Source organism: Streptomyces sp. 12E (genome assembly GCF_055633275.1).
Window position 1 is genome coordinate 4,291,895 of the sequence record NZ_JBVNCJ010000001.1, and the last position, 20,680, is coordinate 4,312,574.

Consider the following 20,680-nt stretch of genomic DNA (forward strand, 5'->3'; position numbering starts at 1 on the left):
CCGCATGCAGCTGGGACTTCGCCGGTTCCGGCCCCGTACGGGCCCGCGCGAGCACCGCGTCGTCCAGCCCCGGCACCCCCTGCGCCACACCTCGCTGCGCGTCCCGGAGCCCATCGGCCCGCTCCTCGGCGACCACGACGGACTGAACCGGCTCGCCGGCCTGTTCCCCTTCGCGGCCTGCTCGCGCCACACGATCGTCCACGTGCCGCTGCGGGACGGCGTCCCGCCGGACGAGGGCCCCGGAGAACTCGTCGACCTCGTCCTGGTCCACCACTCCTACGGACTGCGTCCCAGCGCGTGGCCGCGGCTGCGCCGCTCGCTCGGCCCGGGCGCCCCGCTGGCCGTCCGCACCGACGAGGCGCGCACGGACCGGGACGCCGCGGCCCTGCGCGGGCGCCCGCGGCGGGCGGACCGCCGGGACGAACTGCGGCACGTCACCCACGCGCGCACCCTCTTCCTCCACGGCGGCCGCGACGCCTTCGCCGAGACGGCCGTTCCCCTGGCGTACGCGGCCGGTCAGGGACCGCGCGAGAAGGGGTCGTGAAGGGCAGGGAGGCCTTCGTCACGAGCCTCGACAACCTCGTCCAGGGGCCCGGCGGCGGTCACCCCTACGAGATCATGGTCTGTTTCAGGCCGTATCCGCCCTGCGCCCACTTCAGGCGACCGGGGCGGTGAGCCAGTCGTCCACGCCCGACAGCAGCCTCGCCTTCACGTCCTCCGGGGCCGCCGAGCCCCGTACCGACTGCCGGGCCAGCTCCGCCAGCTCCGCGTCCGTGAAGCCGTGGTGGTCCCGCGCGATCTCGTACTGCGCCGTCAGCCGGGAGCCGAACAGCAGCGGGTCGTCCGCGCCCAGCGCCAGGGGGACCCCCGCCTCGAACAGGGTGCGCAGCGGGACGTCCTGCGGTTTGTCGTACACGCCCAGCGCCACGTTCGACGCCGGGCACACCTCGCACGTCACCTGGCGGTCCGCCAGCCGCCGCATCAGCCGCGGGTCGTCCGCCGCCCGCACGCCGTGCCCGATCCGGTCCGCCTCCAGGTCGTCCAGGCAGTCCCGGACCGAGGCCGGTCCCGCCAGCTCGCCGCCGTGCGGCGCGGACAGCAGCCCGCCCTCCCGCGCGATCGCGAACGCCCGGTCGAAGTCGCGGGCCATCCCGCGCCGCTCGTCGTTGGAGAGGCCGAACCCGACGATCCCCCGGTCCGCGTACCGCACCGCCAGCCGGGCCAGCGTGCGCGCGTCCAGGGGGTGCTTCATCCGGTTGGCCGCCACCAGCACCCGCATCCCGATCCCGGTGTCCCGCGTCGCCGCGTCCACCGCGTCCAGGATGATCTCCAGCGCCGGGATCAGCCCGCCCAGCCGGGGCGCGTACGACGTCGGGTCCACCTGGATCTCCAGCCAGCCCGAGCCGTCCCGCAGGTCCTCCTCCGCCGCCTCCCGCACCAGCCGCTGGATGTCCTCCGGCTCCCGCAGGCACGAGCGCGCCGCGTCGTACAGCCGCTGGAAGCGGAACCAGCCGCGCTCGTCCGTGGCCCGCAGCTTCGGCGGTTCCCCGCCGGACAGCGCGTCGGTCAGCGCCTCGGGCAGGCGCACGCCGTACTTGTCGGCCAGTTCCAGCAGGGTGGCGGGCCGCATGGACCCGGTGAAGTGCAGGTGCAGATGGGCCTTCGGCAGTTCAGAGAGATCACGTACACGCGGGGGGTTCGGGGGGTACCCGCCTGAAGAGCTCAGCATTCACCGATCCTGTCGTACGTCCGGTCCGTCCCGGTAGCGCTTTCCCCGTTCGTGGTCTTGCCCGCACGAAAGAACAGGGGCGTCCGGGAGGAGACCCGGGCGCCCCTGTGGCGGAAGGACGACCTCAGTCGCGCGCCTCCGCCAGCAGCTTCTGGATCCGGCTCACGCCCTCGACGAGGTCCTCGTCGCCCAGCGCGTACGACAGCCGCAGGTAGCCCGGCGTGCCGAACGCCTCACCCGGCACCACCGCGACCTCGGCCTCCTCCAGGATGAGCGCCGCCAGCTCGACCGAGTCCTGCGGACGCCTGCCCCGGATCTCCTTGCCGATCAGCGCCTTCACCGAGGGGTAGGCGTAGAACGCGCCCTCGGGCTCCGGGCAGACCACGCCGTCGATCTCGTCGAGCATCCGGACGATGGTCTTCCGCCGCCGGTCGAAGGCCTCGCGCATGGTCGCGACCGCGTCCAGGTCGCCGGAGACGGCGGCGAGCGCGGCCACCTGGGCGACGTTGGAGACGTTCGACGTGGCGTGCGACTGCAGGTTGGTCGCGGCCTTCACCACGTCCTTCGGGCCGATGATCCACCCGACCCGCCAGCCCGTCATCGCGTACGTCTTCGCCACGCCGTTGACCACGATGCACTTGTCGCGCAGTTCGGGCAGGAGCGCGGGCAGGGACACGGACGCGGCGTCGCCGTAGACCAGGTGCTCGTAGATCTCGTCGGTGAGCACCCACAGGCCGTGCTCGACGGCCCACTTGCCGATCGCCTCGGTCTCGGCCTCGCCGTAGACCGCGCCGGTCGGGTTCGACGGGGAGACGAAGAGGACGACCTTCGTCTTCTCGGTGCGGGCCGCCTCCAACTGCTCCACGCTCACGCGGTAGCCGGTCGTCTCGTCGGCGACCACCTCGACCGGGACACCGCCGGCCAGCCGGATCGACTCCGGGTACGTGGTCCAGTACGGCGCCGGGACGATGACCTCGTCGCCCGGGTCGAGGATCGCGGCGAAGGCCTCGTAGATGGCCTGCTTGCCGCCGTTGGTGACCAGGATCTGGGAGGGGTCCACCTCGTAGCCGGAGTCGCGCAGCGTCTTGGCGGCGATCGCGGACTTCAGCTCCGGCAGACCGCCGGCCGGCGTGTACCGGTGGTACTTCGGGTTCCTGCAGGCCTCGATCGCGGCCTCGACGATGTAGTCCGGCGTCGGGAAGTCGGGCTCACCGGCGCCGAAGCCGATCACCGGACGCCCGGCGGCCTTGAGGGCCTTGGCCTTGGCGTCCACGGCGAGGGTGGCGGACTCGGAGATCGCGCCGACTCGGGCGGAGACCCGGCGCTCGGTGGGAGGGGTTGCAGCGCTCATGGAGCCCATCGTTCCAGACCGGAAACCCACGCGGCACGGGGGTTTCACGTACTGAACAACACCGGGCAAACCCCTGAACACCAGTCCGGATCGACGCCGCCGCGGCGGCGCGGCGGGACGGTCTTCCGCCGGGGTGGCGCTTCCCGGGTGCTTTTCGTTCGACGCCCGGCCCGGGAACACGTACACTCTCACCTCGTTGGCCTTCAGCGGCCCGCACTCAGCCGGTGCACGCCGAGCACCCGGTCGGATGCGGTACGTTGGGGGACACACAAAGGGTCGTAGCTCAATTGGTAGAGCACTGGTCTCCAAAACCAGCGGTTGGGGGTTCAAGTCCCTCCGGCCCTGCTACACACACCTTCGCCAGGATGTGTGCGCATGTACGTACAGCAATGCACCGCCGTGCGGGCTCTGACCGGGCGCGGCACGGCCACGACCCGGAATCAGGTGAGGACGAGTGACGGACGCCGTGGGCTCCATCGACATGCCTGATGCCCAGGACGAGGCGCCGGACTCCAAGAAGACCCGTAAGGGCGGAAAGCGGGCCAAGAAGGGTCCGCTGAAGCGCCTCGCGCTCTTCTACCGCCAGATCATCGCGGAGCTCCGCAAGGTCGTCTGGCCCACCCGCAACCAACTGACGTCGTACACCACCGCCGTGATCATCTTCGTCGTTGTGATGATCGGTCTGATCACCGTGATCGACTATGGCCTCAGTCACGCCGCCAAGTACGTCTTCGGCTGAGCCGAGAGCGAAGAGCGCCGAGGTATCCGGCGCTCCTTTTCGCATGTTCCACCCCTTGTATCCAGGAAGAAGCAGCCACCGTGTCTGACCCGAACGTGAACGACGCCGTTGAGCCGTACGGCGAAGGGGCCGAGTCCGCCGAGGACGCGCTCGCCGCCGTCGAAGGCGCCGACGTCGAGGACACCGAGGCCTCCGACGAGGCCGAGGCTGCCGACACCACCACGGACGAGAGCGCCGAGGCGGACGAGACCACCGAGGCCGAGGAAGCGGCCGAGGAGGACGAAGAGGCGGCCGAGGAGCCCGAGGACGACCGCGACCCGGTCGAGAAGCTCCGCGAGGAACTGCGGACGCTGCCCGGCGAGTGGTACGTCATCCACACGTACGCGGGCTACGAGAACCGGGTGAAGACCAACCTGGAGCAGCGCGCCGTCTCGCTGAACGTCGAGGACTACATCTTCCAGGCCGAGGTGCCGCAGGAAGAGGTCGTCCAGATCAAGAACGGCGACCGCAAGACGATCAAGCAGAACAAGCTCCCGGGTTACGTCCTGGTCCGCATGGACCTGACGAACGAGTCCTGGGGCGTCGTCCGCAACACCCCCGGCGTCACCGGCTTCGTGGGCAACGCCTACGACCCGTACCCGCTGACGCTGGACGAGATCGTCAAGATGCTCGCCCCGGAGGCCGAGGAGAAGGCCGCCCGCGAGGCCGCCGAGGCCGAGGGCAAGCCGGCGCCGCAGCGCAAGGTCGAGGTCCAGGTGCTGGACTTCGAGGTCGGCGACTCGGTCACCGTCACCGACGGCCCGTTCGCCACGCTCCAGGCGACCATCAACGAGATCAACCCCGACTCCAAGAAGGTCAAGGGCCTGGTGGAGATCTTCGGCCGCGAGACGCCGGTCGAGCTCTCCTTCGACCAGATCCAGAAGAACTAGCCCTTCTGGCACACAGCGTCCGAGCAGGTCAGGTGAGCGGTCGTACGCGCGCCTGACCTGCTCGGTTTTCAGCCGCGCATCTATACCCGTTATCGTTGTGCGGTATGCCTGCGTCCGGGTTGTCCCCATGGCGTGGGCAGGACCCGAATGGAAAGGACCCGGAGAGCCATGCCTCCCAAGAAGAAGAAGGTCACGGGGCTCATCAAGCTCCAGATCCAGGCCGGTGCCGCGAACCCGGCTCCGCCGGTCGGCCCCGCGCTGGGTCAGCACGGCGTGAACATCATGGAGTTCTGCAAGGCCTACAACGCCGCGACCGAGTCGCAGCGCGGCTGGGTCATCCCGGTGGAGATCACGGTCTACGAGGACCGTTCCTTCACCTTCGTCACCAAGACCCCGCCGGCCGCCAAGATGATCCTCAAGGCCGCGGGCGTGGAGAAGGGCTCCGGCGAGCCGCACAAGACCAAGGTCGCGAAGATCACGCGTGACCAGGTCCGTGAGATCGCCACCACCAAGATGCCCGACCTCAACGCCAACGACCTGGACGCCGCCGAGAAGATCATCGCCGGCACCGCCCGTTCCATGGGCGTCACGGTCGAGGGCTGACCTCCACCCCCGTAAGCCAAGCAGTAGTGGCAGGGCCTGCTCGGCCCGGACCACGACTCCTCGACACATCACAGGAGCTTTCAGTGAGCAAGCGCAGCAAGTCTCTCCGCGCTGCGGACGCCAAGATCGACCGGGAGAAGCTGTACGCCCCGCTCGAGGCCGTCCGTCTCGCCAAGGAGACGTCCACGACCAAGTTCGACGGCACCGTCGAGGTCGCCTTCCGTCTGGGTGTCGACCCGCGCAAGGCCGACCAGATGGTCCGTGGCACCGTGAACCTCCCGCACGGCACCGGTAAGACCGCCCGGGTCCTGGTCTTCGCGACCGGTGACCGTGCCGAGGCCGCGCGTGCCGCGGGCGCCGACATCGTCGGCGCCGACGAGCTGATCGACGAGGTGGCGAAGGGCCGTCTGGACTTCGACGCCGTCGTCGCCACCCCGGACCTCATGGGCAAGGTCGGCCGCCTCGGCCGCGTGCTCGGTCCCCGTGGTCTGATGCCGAACCCGAAGACCGGCACCGTGACCCCGGACGTCACCAAGGCCGTCAACGACATCAAGGGCGGCAAGATCGAGTTCCGCGTCGACAAGCACTCGAACCTGCACTTCATCATCGGCAAGACGTCGTTCGACGACACCAAGCTGGTGGAGAACTACGGCGCGGCGCTGGAGGAGATCCTCCGTCTGAAGCCGTCCGCCGCCAAGGGTCGCTACATCAAGAAGGCCGCCATCACCACCACGATGGGCCCCGGCATTCCGCTCGACCCGAACCGCACCCGCAACCTCCTCGTCGAGGAGGACCCGGCCGCCGTCTGAGCCGGGTGGGCCGGGTGACCGGCCCGTGCACGCCGTGAAAGCCCGTTCCCGCGCCTCCTCCGAGGCGCGGGAACGGGCTTTTCCCGTACGGGGGTGTCAGTGGCGTGGGTTACGGTTCCTTTGACTTCACGGACGTAGCACAGCGGAACGACCAGGGGTGGGACTCATGGGTATGGCTGCATGGAAGCGCGCGGGCGTCTCTCTGACGGCCGCGGCCGTCGTCGTGGGCGTCGCGGGCTGTCAGGACGGTGACTCGGCGGGGTCCGAGGTCCAGACGCAGAACGAGATGACGAAGGTCCTCCAGGCCGCCTTCAAGAACACCTCGGAGGCCAAGTCCTCCAAGGTCCGGATGACCATCACGACGCCGGCCGGGGTGGGCGGCGGCGGCACCATGGAGCTCTCCGGCGTGCAGGGCTGGGACCCGGCCGTCATGGACGTGACCATGAAGGGCTCCGCGCTGACCGCGGCCGGTCCGGACGCTCCGAGCCAGGTCCGCGTGATCATGCTCGACAACGTCATGTACATGGACATGGGCGCGAAGCAGGCCGCCGAGATGGACGGCAAGCGCTGGATGGAGATGGACTTCGCCGCCATCGCCGAGGCGTCCGGCGACGCCGAGGTGCAGAAGCAGATGACCAGCGGCCTGGAGAACATGAACCAGGACCCGGCGAAGCAGCTCGCCCTGCTGCTGGAGTCGCCGAACCTGACGCACATGGGCCCGGAGAAGGTCGACGGCGTCCAGACGCAGCACTACAAGGGCACGCTGAGCTTCAAGGAGATGATCGAGGCCAACGAGTCCTTCGACCTGCTCTCCGAGGAGGAGCGCGAGGAGTTGAACGCCAGCGTCAAGAAGTCGGGACTGAAGGGTTACGACACCGAGTTCTGGGTCAACGAGGACAACTACCCGGTCCGGATGGTCGTCGGCATGAAGACGCCGCAGGGCACGGTGAACATGACGGCCGACTACTCCGACTACGGTGCCAAGGCCGAGGTCGAGGCCCCGCCGGCGAAGGACACGCTCGACCTCATGGAGATGCTGAAGGAGCTGGAGGGCCTCGGGGCGGACTCCGAGGCCGGCCTCAGTTCCTGAAGCCCCGGGCGCTTTTGATGCCCATGATCGGCCGATTTGCTTGACGCCGATCCGTTCGCGTACTCTTCCACGGAAGCCAAAGACCGCTGGTCGTTGCCGTGTGCTCGTCGGAGTTCACGGTGGCCGAAGGATCCGCTGAACTGCGGACGACCCGCGCAGGTGTCAGTGGAAGAGTTCCCGGAGCCCGCTGTCGTGAGGACGCGAGCGACCGGTCGAGCTACGCCCCGAGCGCCTGCGTCGGGGCGTTTCGTTTTCCCCAGTCCTCCTTCGGGTCCGCGCGGTCCGAATCACCCGGAAGGAGGCCGAGGCTCTATGGCGAGGCCCGACAAGGCTGCCGCGGTTGCCGAGCTGACGGACAAGTTCCGCAGCTCCAACGCCGCCGTGCTGACCGAGTACCGCGGTCTCACCGTGGCGCAGCTCAAGACGCTGCGCCGTTCGCTCGGTGAGAACGCCCAGTACGCCGTGGTGAAGAACACGCTGACCAAGATTGCGGCCAACGAGGCCGGGATCACGCTCGACGACCAGCTCTTCGCTGGCCCGACGGCGGTCGCCTTCGTCACCGGTGACCCGGTGGAGTCGGCGAAGGGTCTTCGTGACTTCGCCAAGGACAACCCGAATCTCGTCATCAAGGGCGGTGTCCTTGACGGCAAGGCGATGTCCGCCGACGAGATCAAGAAGCTCGCGGACCTCGAGTCCCGCGAGGTTCTGCTCGCCAAGCTGGCGGGTGCCTTCAAGGGCAAGCAGACGCAGACTGCTCAGCTCTTCCAGGCGCTCCCCTCGAAGCTCGTCCGCACCGTGGACGCGCTCCGTGCCAAGCAGGACGAGCAGGGCGGTGCCGAGTAATTCGGCTCGCTTTCCGATCCTCGCCGCGTGAACCGCACGAGGTGAGGGTCGACGCGGGCCCGACGTACGCCCGCCACACCCCGTACATCCGGCACCTGCCGATTTAGTGGAAGGACCGCCATCATGGCGAAGCTCAGCCAGGAAGACCTGCTCGCCCAGTTCGAGGAGATGACCCTCATCGAGCTCTCCGAGTTCGTGAAGGCCTTCGAGGAGAAGTTCGACGTCACCGCCGCCGCCGCGGTCGCCGTCGCCGGCACCGCCGGTCCGGCCGCCCCGACCGAGCAGGCCGAGGAGAAGGACGAGTTCGACGTCATCCTCACCGCCGCCGGCGACAAGAAGATCCAGGTCATCAAGGTCGTGCGTGAGCTGACCTCCCTGGGTCTGAAGGAGGCCAAGGACCTCGTGGACGGCGCCCCGAAGCCCGTCCTCGAGAAGGTCGCCAAGGACGCCGCCGAGAAGGCCGCCGAGTCCCTCAAGGGCGCCGGCGCCTCCGTCGAGGTCAAGTAAGACCTTCCGGGTCCGCCAGGACCCGCTGCGCGTCCCGCGGGACGTGTAACGCTCAAGCGCTGAGGAGCGATCATCCAACCGGGTGGTCGCTCCTCGGCGTATGAGGGGTCCGGCGGCGGCTGCCTTGCCCCCGGGACGGCGGGGGGTAGGGTGATCTTCGTTGTGTCTCCGGGGGGCGCGAGGATGTGCCCGGTGACAGACGGTTCCGGCAAGAGGGGCCTTGACGAACCGCACGCGGCGCGCAATTCTCAGGACGCGTCGTCGCAAGGATCCGAATCCGAGGCATGGATCGACGGCAAAGAGGGCAGTATCAACGTGCGTTGAGGGCAGCGCCGTGTCGCAGGAGTTGAGAAGAACGAGGGCCTCCACCGGGTTCGTAAACCGGCATTGGACATCAGTGTGCCAAATGGCTACACTGACCCTTTGCGCTGCCTGTTAGCTGTCCCCTGCCCGTCACCAGGGGCATGCCCTCGCTCGAGCACCGACGACTAGATCATCTCTGACCTGGGATGTCTGTCTCTCTGCTCGGTGGGGGGCCGGTACGCGCGTAGTGAGTCCGAGCCCTCGGAAGGACCCCCTCTTGGCCGCCTCGCGCAACGCCTCGACCGCGAATACGAACAACGGTGCCAGCACCGCCCCGCTGCGCATCTCCTTTGCAAAGATCAAGGAGCCTCTCGAGGTTCCGAACCTGCTCGCGCTGCAGACCGAGAGCTTCGACTGGCTGCTCGGGAACACCGCCTGGCAGAGTCGGGTCGAGGAGGCTCTCGAGAACGGGCACGACGTCCCCACCAAGTCCGGTCTGGAGGAGATCTTCGAAGAGATCTCCCCGATCGAGGACTTCTCCGGGTCGATGTCGCTGACCTTCCGCGACCACCGCTTCGAGCCGCCGAAGAACTCCATCGACGAGTGCAAGGAGCGCGACTTCACGTACGCGGCCCCGCTCTTCGTCACCGCCGAGTTCACCAACAACGAGACCGGCGAGATCAAGTCCCAGACCGTCTTCATGGGCGACTTCCCGCTCATGACGAACAAGGGCACGTTCGTCATCAACGGCACCGAGCGCGTCGTGGTGTCGCAGCTGGTCCGTTCGCCCGGTGTCTACTTCGACTCGTCCATCGACAAGACGTCCGACAAGGACATCTTCTCCGCCAAGATCATCCCGTCCCGGGGCGCCTGGCTGGAGATGGAGATCGACAAGCGCGACATGGTCGGTGTCCGCATCGACCGCAAGCGCAAGCAGTCCGTCACCGTCCTCCTGAAGGCGCTCGGCTGGACCACCGAGCAGATCCTCGAGGAGTTCGGCGAGTACGAGTCCATGCGCGCCACCCTGGAGAAGGACCACACCCAGGGCCAGGACGACGCGCTGCTCGACATCTACCGCAAGCTGCGTCCGGGCGAGCCCCCCACGCGTGAGGCCGCGCAGACGCTGCTCGAGAACCTCTACTTCAACCCCAAGCGCTACGACCTCGCCAAGGTCGGCCGCTACAAGGTGAACAAGAAGCTCGGCGGGGACGAGCCGCTGGACGCCGGCGTGCTCACCACCGACGACATCATCGCCACCATCAAGTACCTGGTGAAGCTGCACGCCGGCGAGACCGAGACGGTCGGCGAGTCCGGTCGCTCGATCATGGTCGAGACCGACGACATCGACCACTTCGGCAACCGCCGCATCCGCAACGTCGGCGAGCTGATCCAGAACCAGGTCCGTACGGGTCTCGCCCGTATGGAGCGCGTCGTGCGCGAGCGCATGACCACCCAGGACGTCGAGGCGATCACGCCGCAGACCCTGATCAACATCCGGCCGGTCGTCGCCTCCATCAAGGAGTTCTTCGGCACCAGCCAGCTGTCGCAGTTCATGGACCAGAACAACCCGCTGTCGGGGCTGACGCACAAGCGTCGTCTGAACGCCCTCGGCCCGGGTGGTCTCTCCCGTGAGCGGGCCGGCTTCGAGGTCCGTGACGTGCACCCGTCGCACTACGGCCGCATGTGCCCGATCGAGACGCCGGAAGGCCCGAACATCGGTCTGATCGGTTCGCTCGCCTCCTACGGCCGGATCAACCCGTTCGGCTTCATCGAGACGCCGTACCGCAAGGTCGTCGACGGCCGGGTCACCGACGAGGTGGACTACCTGACCGCCGACGAGGAGGACCGCTTCGTCATCGCGCAGGCCAACGCCCCGCTGAGCGACGAGATGCGCTTCGTCGAGAACCGGATCCTGGTCCGCCGTCGTGGCGGCGAGGTCGACTACGTCCCCGGCGACGAGGTCGACTACATGGACGTCTCGCCGCGCCAGATGGTGTCGGTCGCGACCGCCATGATCCCGTTCCTCGAGCACGACGACGCCAACCGCGCCCTCATGGGCGCGAACATGATGCGCCAGGCCGTGCCGCTGATCAAGAGCGAGGCCCCGCTCGTCGGCACCGGCATGGAGTACCGCTCCGCCGTCGACGCCGGCGACGTGGTCAAGGCCGAGAAGGACGGTGTGGTCCAGGAGGTCTCCGCGGACTACATCACCACCGCCAACGACGACGGCACGTACATCACGTACCGCCTGGCCAAGTTCTCGCGCTCCAACCAGGGCACCTCGGTCAACCAGAAGGTCATCGTCAACGAGGGCGACCGGATCATCACCGGCCAGGTCCTCGCCGACGGCCCGGCCACCGAGAACGGCGAGATGGCGCTCGGCAAGAACCTGCTGGTCGCGTTCATGCCGTGGGAGGGCCACAACTACGAGGACGCGATCATCCTGTCGCAGCGCCTCGTGCAGGACGACGTCCTCTCCTCGATCCACATCGAGGAGCACGAGGTCGACGCCCGTGACACCAAGCTGGGCCCGGAGGAGATCACCCGGGACATCCCGAACGTCTCCGAGGAGGTCCTCGCCGACCTCGACGAGCGCGGCATCATCCGCATCGGCGCCGAGGTCATCGCCGGTGACATCCTCGTCGGCAAGGTCACGCCCAAGGGTGAGACCGAGCTGACCCCCGAGGAGCGCCTGCTCCGCGCGATCTTCGGTGAGAAGGCCCGTGAGGTCCGTGACACCTCGCTGAAGGTGCCGCACGGCGAGACCGGCAAGGTCATCGGCGTGCGCGTCTTCGACCGCGAGGAGGGCGACGAGCTTCCCCCCGGCGTCAACCAGCTGGTGCGCGTCTACGTCGCGCAGAAGCGCAAGATCACCGACGGTGACAAGCTCGCCGGCCGCCACGGCAACAAGGGCGTCATCTCCAAGATCAACCCGATCGAGGACATGCCGTTCCTGGAGGACGGCACGCCGGTCGACATCATCCTCAACCCGCTGGGCGTCCCGTCCCGAATGAACCCGGGACAGGTCCTGGAGATCCACCTCGGCTGGCTCGCCAGCCGCGGCTGGGACGTCTCCGGCCTCGCGGAGGAGTGGGCCGAGCGGCTCCAGGCCATCGGCGCCGACAGGGTCGAGCCCGGCACCAACGTCGCCACCCCGGTCTTCGACGGTGCGCGTGAGGACGAGCTCGCGGGTCTGCTCCAGCACACCATCCCGAACCGCGACGGCGAGCGCATGGTGCTCCCGTCCGGCAAGGCGCGACTGTACGACGGCCGCTCGGGCGAGCCGTTCCCGGAGCCGATCTCGGTCGGCTACATGTACATCCTGAAGCTGCACCACCTGGTCGACGACAAGCTGCACGCGCGTTCGACCGGTCCGTACTCCATGATCACCCAGCAGCCGCTGGGCGGTAAGGCTCAGTTCGGTGGCCAGCGGTTCGGCGAGATGGAGGTGTGGGCACTCGAGGCGTACGGCGCCGCCTACGCGCTCCAGGAGCTGCTGACCATCAAGTCCGACGACGTCACCGGCCGCGTGAAGGTCTACGAGGCCATCGTCAAGGGCGAGAACATCCCTGAGCCCGGCATCCCCGAGTCCTTCAAGGTCCTCATCAAGGAGATGCAGTCCCTGTGCCTGAACGTGGAGGTGCTGTCCAGCGACGGCATGTCCATCGAGATGCGTGACACCGACGAGGACGTCTTCCGCGCTGCGGAGGAGCTCGGCATCGACCTGTCCCGGCGCGAGCCGAGCAGCGTCGAAGAGGTCTGACGGGAGTGGGGCGGCCCGGTGAACTCCGGGCCGCCCGCCCCAGGACCCCCGTTTCAGACCCCAAGACTTACAACCCTGAGAGGGATTGACGCATAGTGCTCGACGTCAACTTCTTCGACGAGCTCCGGATCGGCCTGGCCACCGCTGACGACATCCGTCAGTGGAGCCACGGCGAGGTCAAGAAGCCCGAGACCATCAACTACCGCACCCTCAAGCCCGAAAAGGACGGACTCTTCTGCGAGAAGATCTTCGGTCCGACCCGGGACTGGGAGTGCTACTGCGGCAAGTACAAGCGCGTCCGCTTCAAGGGCATCATCTGCGAGCGCTGTGGCGTCGAGGTCACGCGCGCCAAGGTGCGCCGTGAGCGGATGGGCCACATCGAGCTGGCCGCGCCCGTCACGCACATCTGGTACTTCAAGGGCGTTCCGTCGCGTCTGGGCTACCTGCTCGACCTCGCCCCGAAGGACCTGGAGAAGGTCATCTACTTCGCGGCGTACATGATCACGTACGTCGACGAGGAGCGCCGCACCCGCGACCTGCCCTCGCTGGAGGCCCACGTCTCCGTCGAGCGCCAGCAGATCGAGAACCGCCGCGACGCCGACCTCGAGGCCCGTGCCAAGAAGCTCGAGACCGACCTGGCCGAGCTGGAGGCCGAGGGCGCCAAGGCCGACGTGCGCCGCAAGGTGCGCGAGGGCGCCGAGCGTGAGATGAAGCAGCTGCGCGACCGCGCGCAGCGCGAGATCGACCGCCTCGACGAGGTGTGGACCCGGTTCAAGAACCTCAAGGTCCAGGACCTCGAGGGCGACGAGCTGCTCTACCGCGAGCTGCGCGACCGCTTCGGCACGTACTTCGACGGCTCGATGGGCGCCGCGGCGCTGCAGAAGCGCCTGGAGTCCTTCGACCTCGAGGAGGAGGCCGAGCGTCTCCGCGAGATCATCCGCACCGGCAAGGGCCAGAAGAAGACCCGTGCGCTCAAGCGGCTGAAGGTCGTCTCCGCGTTCCTGCAGACGTCCAACAGCCCCAAGGGCATGGTGCTCGACTGCGTGCCGGTCATCCCGCCGGACCTGCGTCCGATGGTGCAGCTGGACGGTGGCCGCTTCGCGACCTCCGACCTGAACGACCTGTACCGCCGTGTCATCAACCGCAACAACCGCCTGAAGCGGCTTCTCGACCTCGGCGCGCCCGAGATCATCGTGAACAACGAGAAGCGCATGCTCCAGGAGGCCGTCGACGCGCTCTTCGACAACGGCCGTCGCGGCCGCCCGGTGACGGGCCCCGGCAACCGTCCGCTGAAGTCGCTGTCCGACATGCTCAAGGGCAAGCAGGGCCGCTTCCGTCAGAACCTGCTCGGCAAGCGGGTCGACTACTCGGCGCGTTCCGTGATCGTCGTCGGCCCGCAGCTGAAGCTGCACCAGTGCGGTCTGCCGAAGGCGATGGCGCTGGAGCTCTTCAAGCCGTTCGTGATGAAGCGCCTGGTCGACCTGAACCACGCGCAGAACATCAAGAGCGCCAAGCGCATGGTCGAGCGCGGCCGCACGGTCGTGTACGACGTCCTCGAAGAGGTCATCGCCGAGCACCCGGTGCTGCTGAACCGTGCGCCCACCCTGCACCGCCTCGGCATCCAGGCCTTCGAGCCGCAGCTGGTCGAGGGCAAGGCCATCCAGATCCACCCGCTCGTCTGCACCGCGTTCAACGCGGACTTCGACGGTGACCAGATGGCCGTGCACCTGCCGCTGTCCGCGGAGGCGCAGGCCGAGGCCCGCATCCTGATGCTGTCCTCGAACAACATCCTCAAGCCGGCCGACGGCCGTCCGGTGACGATGCCGACCCAGGACATGGTCCTCGGTCTGTTCTTCCTCACCACCGACGGCGAGATGCGCGACCTCAAGGGCGAGGGCCGTTCCTTCGCCTCGGTCGCCGAGGCGATCATGGCCTTCGACGCGGGCGAGCTGTCGCTCCAGTCGAGGATCGACGTCCGCTTCCCGGTCGGCACCATCCCGCCGCGCGGCTGGACCCCGCCGGCGCGCGAGGAAGGGGACGACGGCGTCGGGGAGAGGGAGTGGCAGCAGGGTGACAGCTTCCGCCTGAACACCACCCTGGGCCGCGCGCTCTTCAACGAGCTGCTGCCCGAGGACTACCCGTTCGTCGACTACGAGGTCGGCAAGAAGCAGCTCTCCGAGATCGTCAACGACCTCGCCGAGCGCTACCCGAAGGTCATCGTGGCGGCGACGCTCGACAACCTGAAGGCGTCCGGCTTCTACTGGGCCACCCGCTCCGGCGTCACCGTGGCCATCTCCGACGTCGTCGTCCCCGAGGCGAAGAAGGAGATCGTCCGCGGTTACGAAGCGCAGGACGAGAAGGTCCAGAAGCAGTACGAGCGCGGTCTGATCACCAAGGACGAGCGCACGCAGGAACTCATCGCGATCTGGACCAAGGCGACCAACGAGGTCGCCGAGGCGATGAACGACAACTTCCCGAAGACCAACCCGATCTTCATGATGGTGAACTCGGGCGCACGAGGCAACATGATGCAGATGCGTCAGATCGCCGGTATGCGTGGTCTGGTGTCGAACGCGAAGAACGAGACGATCCCGCGTCCGATCAAGGCGTCGTTCCGTGAGGGCCTGTCCGTGCTGGAGTACTTCATCTCCACGCACGGCGCCCGTAAGGGTCTGGCGGACACCGCTCTGCGTACCGCCGACTCGGGTTACCTCACCCGTCGTCTGGTCGACGTCTCCCAGGACGTCATCATCCGCGAGGAGGACTGCGGCACCGACCGCGGTCTGCGTCTCAAGATCGCGAGCCGGGACGAGACGGGCGTGCTCCGCAAGGAGGGCGACGTCGAGACGTCCGTGTACGCGCGCTGCCTCGCCGAGGACATCGTGGTCGACGGACAGGTGCTGGCCCCGGCCGGCACCGACCTGGGCGACGTCCTCATCGAGGAGCTCGTCTCCCGCGGAGTCGAGGAGGTCAAGACCCGTTCGGTCCTGACCTGCGAGTCCGCCGTCGGCACCTGCGCGATGTGCTACGGCCGTTCGCTGGCCACCGGCAAGCTGGTCGACATCGGTGAGGCGGTCGGCATCATCGCCGCCCAGTCCATCGGTGAGCCCGGTACCCAGCTGACGATGCGTACCTTCCACACCGGTGGTGTGGCCGGTGACGACATCACCCAGGGTCTGCCCCGTGTCGTCGAGCTCTTCGAGGCCCGTACGCCGAAGGGTGTCGCCCCGATCTCCGAGGCCTCCGGCCGCGTGCGGATCGAGGAGACCGAGAAGACCAAGAAGATCGTCGTCACCCCGGACGACGGCAGCGACGAGACGGCGTTCCCGATCTCCAAGCGCGCCAAGGTCCTGGTCTCCGAGGGCGAGCACGTGGAGGTGGGCCAGCAGCTCACCGTGGGTGCCACCAACCCGCACGACGTGCTGCGCATCCTGGGTCAGCGTGCCGTCCAGGTCCACCTGGTCGGCGAGGTCCAGAAGGTCTACAACTCGCAGGGCGTGTCGATCCACGACAAGCACATCGAGATCATCATCCGGCAGATGCTGCGCCGCGTGACGATCATCGAGTCCGGCGACGCCGAGCTGCTGCCCGGCGAGCTGGTCGAGCGCTCCAAGTTCGAGACCGAGAACCGTCGTGTGGTCCAGGAGGGCGGTCACCCGGCCTCCGGTCGTCCGCAGCTGATGGGTATCACCAAGGCCTCGCTGGCGACGGAGTCCTGGCTGTCGGCCGCCTCCTTCCAGGAGACGACCCGAGTCCTGACGGACGCGGCGATCAACGCCAAGTCCGACAGCCTCATCGGCCTCAAGGAGAACGTCATCATCGGTAAGCTCATCCCGGCCGGTACGGGTCTGTCCCGCTACCGCAACATCCGGGTCGAGCCGACCGAGGAGGCCAAGGCCGCGATGTACTCGGCCGTCGGCTACGACGACATCGACTACTCGCCGTTCGGCACGGGCTCCGGCCAGGCCGTTCCGCTGGAGGACTACGACTACGGTCCGTACAACCAGTAAGCGAGTCGCCTGATACGACCGGAGGGCGGTCACCCTGCTTCGCGCGGGGTGGCCGCCCTCCGGCGCGTCTCAGCGGGAGCATTCCCTCGCTTCTATGCGATGAATGGTGTTTTCTCGTGCTTCTTGTCCGCTGTGCATCGCGCCTTGGGGCGACCTCATTCTGATGGCCGGACACGTACACCTCCGGGAGGAGGCGACGAAGTGAGGCAAAGGGGTGCGTGCCTGGGCTCGACGGCCTCGTTCTGGTCGTTGTGACCGTGCTGTTCGGTCGTTGTTCCGCCGCTGCCGCTGCCGCTGCCGCTGCCGCTGCCGCACCGGGCCGGCGTCGGCCGGGCCCACGAGGCGGGTCATGGGTGCAGAGTGGAGGGGGGCGCGGATCTTGTCCGCACTGTGCGGTCCCGGTGATTCTTGCCGTGTTTTCGGCTTGTAGCCGGGAAAATATGGACGTTTGGTATTTCTTTATGGCGACAGGGGGCCCTTGAGGTCGCGGGTATATTTTTCTTCCTGGCCTTTGCGGTGTGGGACTCCGGGCGAAGGGATTCGAATGGTGTCCCACGGCCCAAGGTTGTCGCGTTGAACATGGTGGCCGGTGTGGCGTTCGCCGGGTTGTGCCTGTGGCTGCTCTCGATTTGACTCGTGGTTTAGCTCGTTCGGGCGAGGGGCCGCTTGCGGGTCCGTGCTGGTCCGGAGAAGGAGGGCGTCATGTCCCGTCGGTCCGAGCCGTCGTCGTCTCCGATGCCGCCGCTTTCGCCCGGCGGGGCCGACGGGGCCGTATGGCTTGATGCCGAGGCCGTCTGGCTGGAACGGAAAGGGACACGCCGGCGCATACCGATCGAGGCCATCGAGAACGCCCGGACGGTCGGGCGAGGCGACCGCTCGGTCGAGGTGGTGCTCTGGGGCGCCGGCGGTGTTCCGGGTCCGGCGTTCGTACTGAAGGGCCGGGAGCCTCGGGGGCGGCGCGGATCGTGGAGGCGATCAACCTGAGGAGGCCGGCGACGGGGCCGCTCCAGGGCGGTGAGTCACTGGTCGAGGAGTGGGCCGGGGGCGTGCCGGATGCGGTCTCCCGCAAGAAGCGGCGTGCCCGGGTCGAGGTGTCCGTCGTCCTGGTCGTCTATCTGGGCGGCATCGCCGGGCTGGCCCTGGCGGGAGAGATGTTCCGGATGATCATGTAGGCGACCGGGATAGGGCCGCTCGCTCTCGGCGTCCTCCTCCTCCTCGGGATCGGTCTCGCGGCGGCGCGCCGACGGCTCGCGCTGAGGGAGCGGGGGGTCAAGGTCGTGGCACGGTTCTCGCACGGCGGCGGCCAGAAGAAGTACTTCCGGTACACCGATCTGCAGGGCGGCGAGCACGAGATCGTGGCCGACTACGCCGCGCCGACGCTCGGCGGTGGTACCGAGCGCATCGAGGTCGTCTACGATCCCGCGGAACCGGACAGGGCCGTCTGCACCCTGGCGACACGGACCTTGGTCTGGCGGACGGCCGGCATCGTCCTGTTCGGGGCGCCGGTCCTGCTGTTCGGGCTCTTCATGACGGTGGGACAAGTGGTGGGACTGCTCTTCTGACCGCCGCCCCGCTCCGCCTTCCGGGCGAGCGGTTCCTCGCACCCCACTCGGTCGGGCGGCCTCGTCGTGCAGGCCCGCTCCCCGGTCCGTTGCCGGCGCTCCCGGGGCGATCGAACCCGTGAGACGTTCGGGGCGTCGGCCACGACGACATCGGCCACTCGCCGTTCGGCACGGGCTCCTGCCGGGCCGTTCCTCCGGAGGACCACGACTACGGCCCGTACGACCGGTGGGCGAGTGCCCGCGTGAAGCGGACGGAGGGCGGCCACCCCTCGGGGTAGCCGCCCTCCGGCGTGTGCGGGGCCCGGTCAGCCGATCGCGATCCGGGGGTGGGCGGAAGGGTTGATCCACGCCATGATGCGGTCCATGGTCGGGCGGGGCACGGAGACGCAGCCCGCGGTGGCGCCGCTCCCGTTGACGTGCAGGAAGATCCCGGCGCCGCGGCCCGGGACGGCGGGCCAGCGGTTGAAGTCGATCACCAGGGCCTTGGCGTACTGCGTCGGGTAGTTCACGAGGTGCTCGCTGCCCCGCTCCCCCTTCTCGGTCAGCGGGAAGTCGGCTCCGGCCGCGGTGTGCAGGGAGTTGTAGAACTTCGACTGCGGGTCCTGCACCCACCAGTGGCGGCTGTCGACCCGGGTGTACGGCATCGAGGTGCCGCCCGCCTGCACGCCGAAGCCCTCGGTGATGGTGTAGGTGCCGGACGGCGTGGTGTACGTGTTCTGGCGTCGGGTGGCGCCGTTGGTCACCCCGTTGGAGCCGACCCGGCCCGCGTCGGTGGAGAACTGGGCCTTCCAGCCGGAGGGGCCCTTCTGCCAGGCGGTCACCGTGGCGTACGAGCCGCTCGCGCGGACCGTGATCACCTGGGTGGCGTCGCCGACCTGCACCGGTACGGGGAAGGACGGAGCGGCGGGCTTGTCCGGCTCGGGCTCGGCGGTCCTCGACGGCGCGGCGGAGGCCGCCGGGGCGGAGGTGGAGGCGGACGCCGAGGTGGAGGCGGACGCCGAGACGGAGGCCGAGGCGGAGGCGGACGGGGACGCGGTGGACGAGTCCGAGGGGGAGGCCGTCGGGGACTCCTCCGCGCCGGCGGCCACCGGGGAGGCGGCCGAGGGCTCCGACGGGGCGGCTGCGTCGTCGGTCTCACTGCCGCAGGCGGTGGCCAGTAACAGGGTCGCCGTGGTGGCGAGGGCGACGACGACGGGACGGTACACGACCTGCACGTGGTGCTCCTGGATGACGGAGGGACGGCTGGAGGTGTGGGGGCGGTGCGCACGCGAAGGCGGACGCGAGTCGGTCGTGTTGGGGGCCTCGGTTCCCAACGTGCGTGATGCACAGCCTAGTTGGCGTCCTCAACCACCTCTCGGTCGCCTGTGGGAACGTTCCGGCGTGTCGTCGGGGCGGGCCCGTGGTCCGCGAGTCGTGTGTCGGCCCGGTCGTCGCGCCGCACCGACCGGACGGCCCGGCCGCGGGACCGGCGGACCGCCGCCGAGGCGCGCCCTGCGGCGGTCCGGTCGGGCGGAGCGTCTCCCGGCCGCTCGCCGGGCTAGCCCCGCACCGTGAAGCCGTGCTCGGCGCCCAGGCGGCGTAGCGTGGTACCGCCCGGGACGCCGTCCGCGTCCGCGCCGGTGTAACCGCAGCGGCGCTGCCAGGCGGCGTAGGCGGACAGGGTCTGCGTGCCGTAGTGGCCGTCGGCGTGCTTCGCGGCCAGCAGCCCCTCCGCCACCAGGGCCCGCTCCACGGTCCTGACACCGCTGTAGGTGACGGGGGCGCCCGGCGCGGGCGGGTTGCTCCGGGCGGCCGCCACCAGCCGGGACAGGTCCACCACGGGCCGCGACGGAGGGGCCGGGGCGGCGCCGCCGAGGCGGACGGCGACGCGGTCCCGCAGGGCGGCCATCGAGAAGCCGCGGGGGTCGATCTTGGTGTGGGTCCACTCCTTGTGGCCGATCACCGAGCGCGCGCTCCAGCGGTGGGCGCGGCAGACGGCCGCCGACACCGCCTCCACCGCCTCCAGCTGCGCGGCCGGCCAGGGGTCCTTCCCGTCGCCCAGGTTGACGCATTCGAAGCCGTAGAAGCGGGCGTTGCCGTCGGTGTTGTTCTCGTCGGGGGCCGGTAGCCCCGCGGACTCGGCGATCACCGCGCGCAGCACCTCGTCGTCACCGGAACCGGCGTGGTTGGCGCGACCGTTGCCCACGAGGTGGACGGTGCCGTCCTTGGCGATGACGCCGTGGCAGAGGGGGCCGGGAAGGCCCGAGTGGCCCTCGGAACAGAGACGCACGGTGGCGGCGGTGCCGCTGGTCACCGTGTGGTGGATCATCACGCCGTGGACGGGGCCCCAGGCTCCCTTGTGGTTGCGGTTGCGGGTGCGCCAGCCGTCGTGTTCGACGACCTTGACGCCCTCGTCGCGCAGCGCCCTGAGGAGTGCGCCGGCGGAGAGGGGTGCGGCCATGA

At 68.7% G+C, this 20,680-nt stretch carries 15 protein-coding genes, 1 tRNA gene and 1 pseudogene; 13 read left to right on the forward strand and 4 right to left on the reverse strand.

Annotation, left to right across the window (positions count from 1 at the left end):
- The first annotated feature begins 4 nt into the window (after positions 1–4).
- Positions 5–675, forward strand: a pseudogene (locus tag ACZ8ZB_RS19975) (hypothetical protein).
- Here ACZ8ZB_RS19975 and ACZ8ZB_RS19980 read toward each other — a convergent pair.
- Positions 656–1,729: an adenosine deaminase gene (locus ACZ8ZB_RS19980; protein WP_470739050.1), complete on the reverse strand. Its 1,074-nt coding sequence runs from the start codon at positions 1,727–1,729 to the stop codon at positions 656–658. The pseudogene ACZ8ZB_RS19975 and the gene ACZ8ZB_RS19980 overlap by 20 nt on opposite strands.
- Before the next feature lie 124 nt (positions 1,730–1,853).
- Positions 1,854–3,080, reverse strand: coding sequence for a pyridoxal phosphate-dependent aminotransferase (locus ACZ8ZB_RS19985; RefSeq protein ID WP_470739051.1), 1,227 nt, complete (start codon positions 3,078–3,080; stop codon positions 1,854–1,856).
- Between the two features lie 272 nt (positions 3,081–3,352).
- Here ACZ8ZB_RS19985 and ACZ8ZB_RS19990 point away from each other — a divergent pair.
- From ACZ8ZB_RS19990 to ACZ8ZB_RS20045, 12 genes are all read left to right on the forward strand, one after another.
- A tRNA-Trp gene (locus tag ACZ8ZB_RS19990) sits at positions 3,353–3,425 on the forward strand.
- Positions 3,426–3,534: 109 nt separating this feature from the next.
- The gene (gene secE, locus ACZ8ZB_RS19995; protein WP_470739052.1) at positions 3,535–3,819 is read left to right on the forward strand and encodes a preprotein translocase subunit SecE; all 285 of its coding nucleotides are present in this window, start codon (positions 3,535–3,537) and stop codon (positions 3,817–3,819) included.
- Positions 3,820–3,899: 80 nt separating this feature from the next.
- Positions 3,900–4,748, forward strand: a complete 849-nt coding sequence (nusG, locus tag ACZ8ZB_RS20000) for a transcription termination/antitermination protein NusG (RefSeq protein ID WP_470739053.1) — start codon at positions 3,900–3,902, stop codon at positions 4,746–4,748.
- A 168-nt stretch (positions 4,749–4,916) separates the two neighbouring features.
- The gene (gene rplK / locus ACZ8ZB_RS20005; protein ID WP_004927359.1) at positions 4,917–5,351 is read left to right on the forward strand and encodes a 50S ribosomal protein L11; all 435 of its coding nucleotides are present in this window, start codon (positions 4,917–4,919) and stop codon (positions 5,349–5,351) included.
- Positions 5,352–5,434: 83 nt separating this feature from the next.
- Positions 5,435–6,160: a 50S ribosomal protein L1 gene (rplA, locus tag ACZ8ZB_RS20010; RefSeq protein ID WP_470739054.1), complete on the forward strand. Its 726-nt coding sequence runs from the start codon at positions 5,435–5,437 to the stop codon at positions 6,158–6,160.
- Positions 6,161–6,326: 166 nt separating this feature from the next.
- Entirely contained in the window at positions 6,327–7,250 is a 924-nt protein-coding gene (locus ACZ8ZB_RS20015; protein WP_470739055.1) for an SCO4651 family lipoprotein, read from the forward strand.
- A gap of 312 nt (positions 7,251–7,562) precedes the next feature.
- Entirely contained in the window at positions 7,563–8,093 is a 531-nt protein-coding gene (gene rplJ / locus ACZ8ZB_RS20020) for a 50S ribosomal protein L10 (RefSeq protein ID WP_030823469.1), read from the forward strand.
- 123 nt (positions 8,094–8,216) lie between these two features.
- On the forward strand, positions 8,217–8,600 hold the full coding sequence (rplL, locus tag ACZ8ZB_RS20025) for a 50S ribosomal protein L7/L12 (RefSeq protein ID WP_470739056.1): 384 nt from the start codon (positions 8,217–8,219) through the stop codon (positions 8,598–8,600).
- 580 nt (positions 8,601–9,180) lie between these two features.
- Positions 9,181–12,666, forward strand: coding sequence for a DNA-directed RNA polymerase subunit beta (gene rpoB, locus ACZ8ZB_RS20030; RefSeq protein ID WP_470739057.1), 3,486 nt, complete (start codon positions 9,181–9,183; stop codon positions 12,664–12,666).
- A gap of 95 nt (positions 12,667–12,761) precedes the next feature.
- On the forward strand, positions 12,762–16,676 hold the full coding sequence (locus ACZ8ZB_RS20035; protein ID WP_470739058.1) for a DNA-directed RNA polymerase subunit beta': 3,915 nt from the start codon (positions 12,762–12,764) through the stop codon (positions 16,674–16,676).
- A gap of 965 nt (positions 16,677–17,641) precedes the next feature.
- Positions 17,642–17,848, forward strand: a complete 207-nt coding sequence (locus ACZ8ZB_RS20040; protein WP_470739059.1) for a hypothetical protein — start codon at positions 17,642–17,644, stop codon at positions 17,846–17,848.
- A 105-nt stretch (positions 17,849–17,953) separates the two neighbouring features.
- Entirely contained in the window at positions 17,954–18,238 is a 285-nt protein-coding gene (locus tag ACZ8ZB_RS20045; RefSeq protein WP_470739060.1) for a hypothetical protein, read from the forward strand.
- Between the two features lie 305 nt (positions 18,239–18,543).
- Here the strand turns inward: ACZ8ZB_RS20045 and ACZ8ZB_RS20050 are convergent, their stop codons facing one another.
- Together ACZ8ZB_RS20050 and ACZ8ZB_RS20055 are read right to left on the reverse strand one after the other, a co-directional pair.
- Positions 18,544–19,452: a L,D-transpeptidase family protein gene (locus tag ACZ8ZB_RS20050; protein WP_470739061.1), complete on the reverse strand. Its 909-nt coding sequence runs from the start codon at positions 19,450–19,452 to the stop codon at positions 18,544–18,546.
- Positions 19,453–19,775: 323 nt separating this feature from the next.
- The gene (locus ACZ8ZB_RS20055) at positions 19,776–20,678 is read right to left on the reverse strand and encodes an N-acetylmuramoyl-L-alanine amidase (RefSeq protein WP_470739062.1); all 903 of its coding nucleotides are present in this window, start codon (positions 20,676–20,678) and stop codon (positions 19,776–19,778) included.
- Positions 20,679–20,680: the final 2 nt, after the last annotated feature.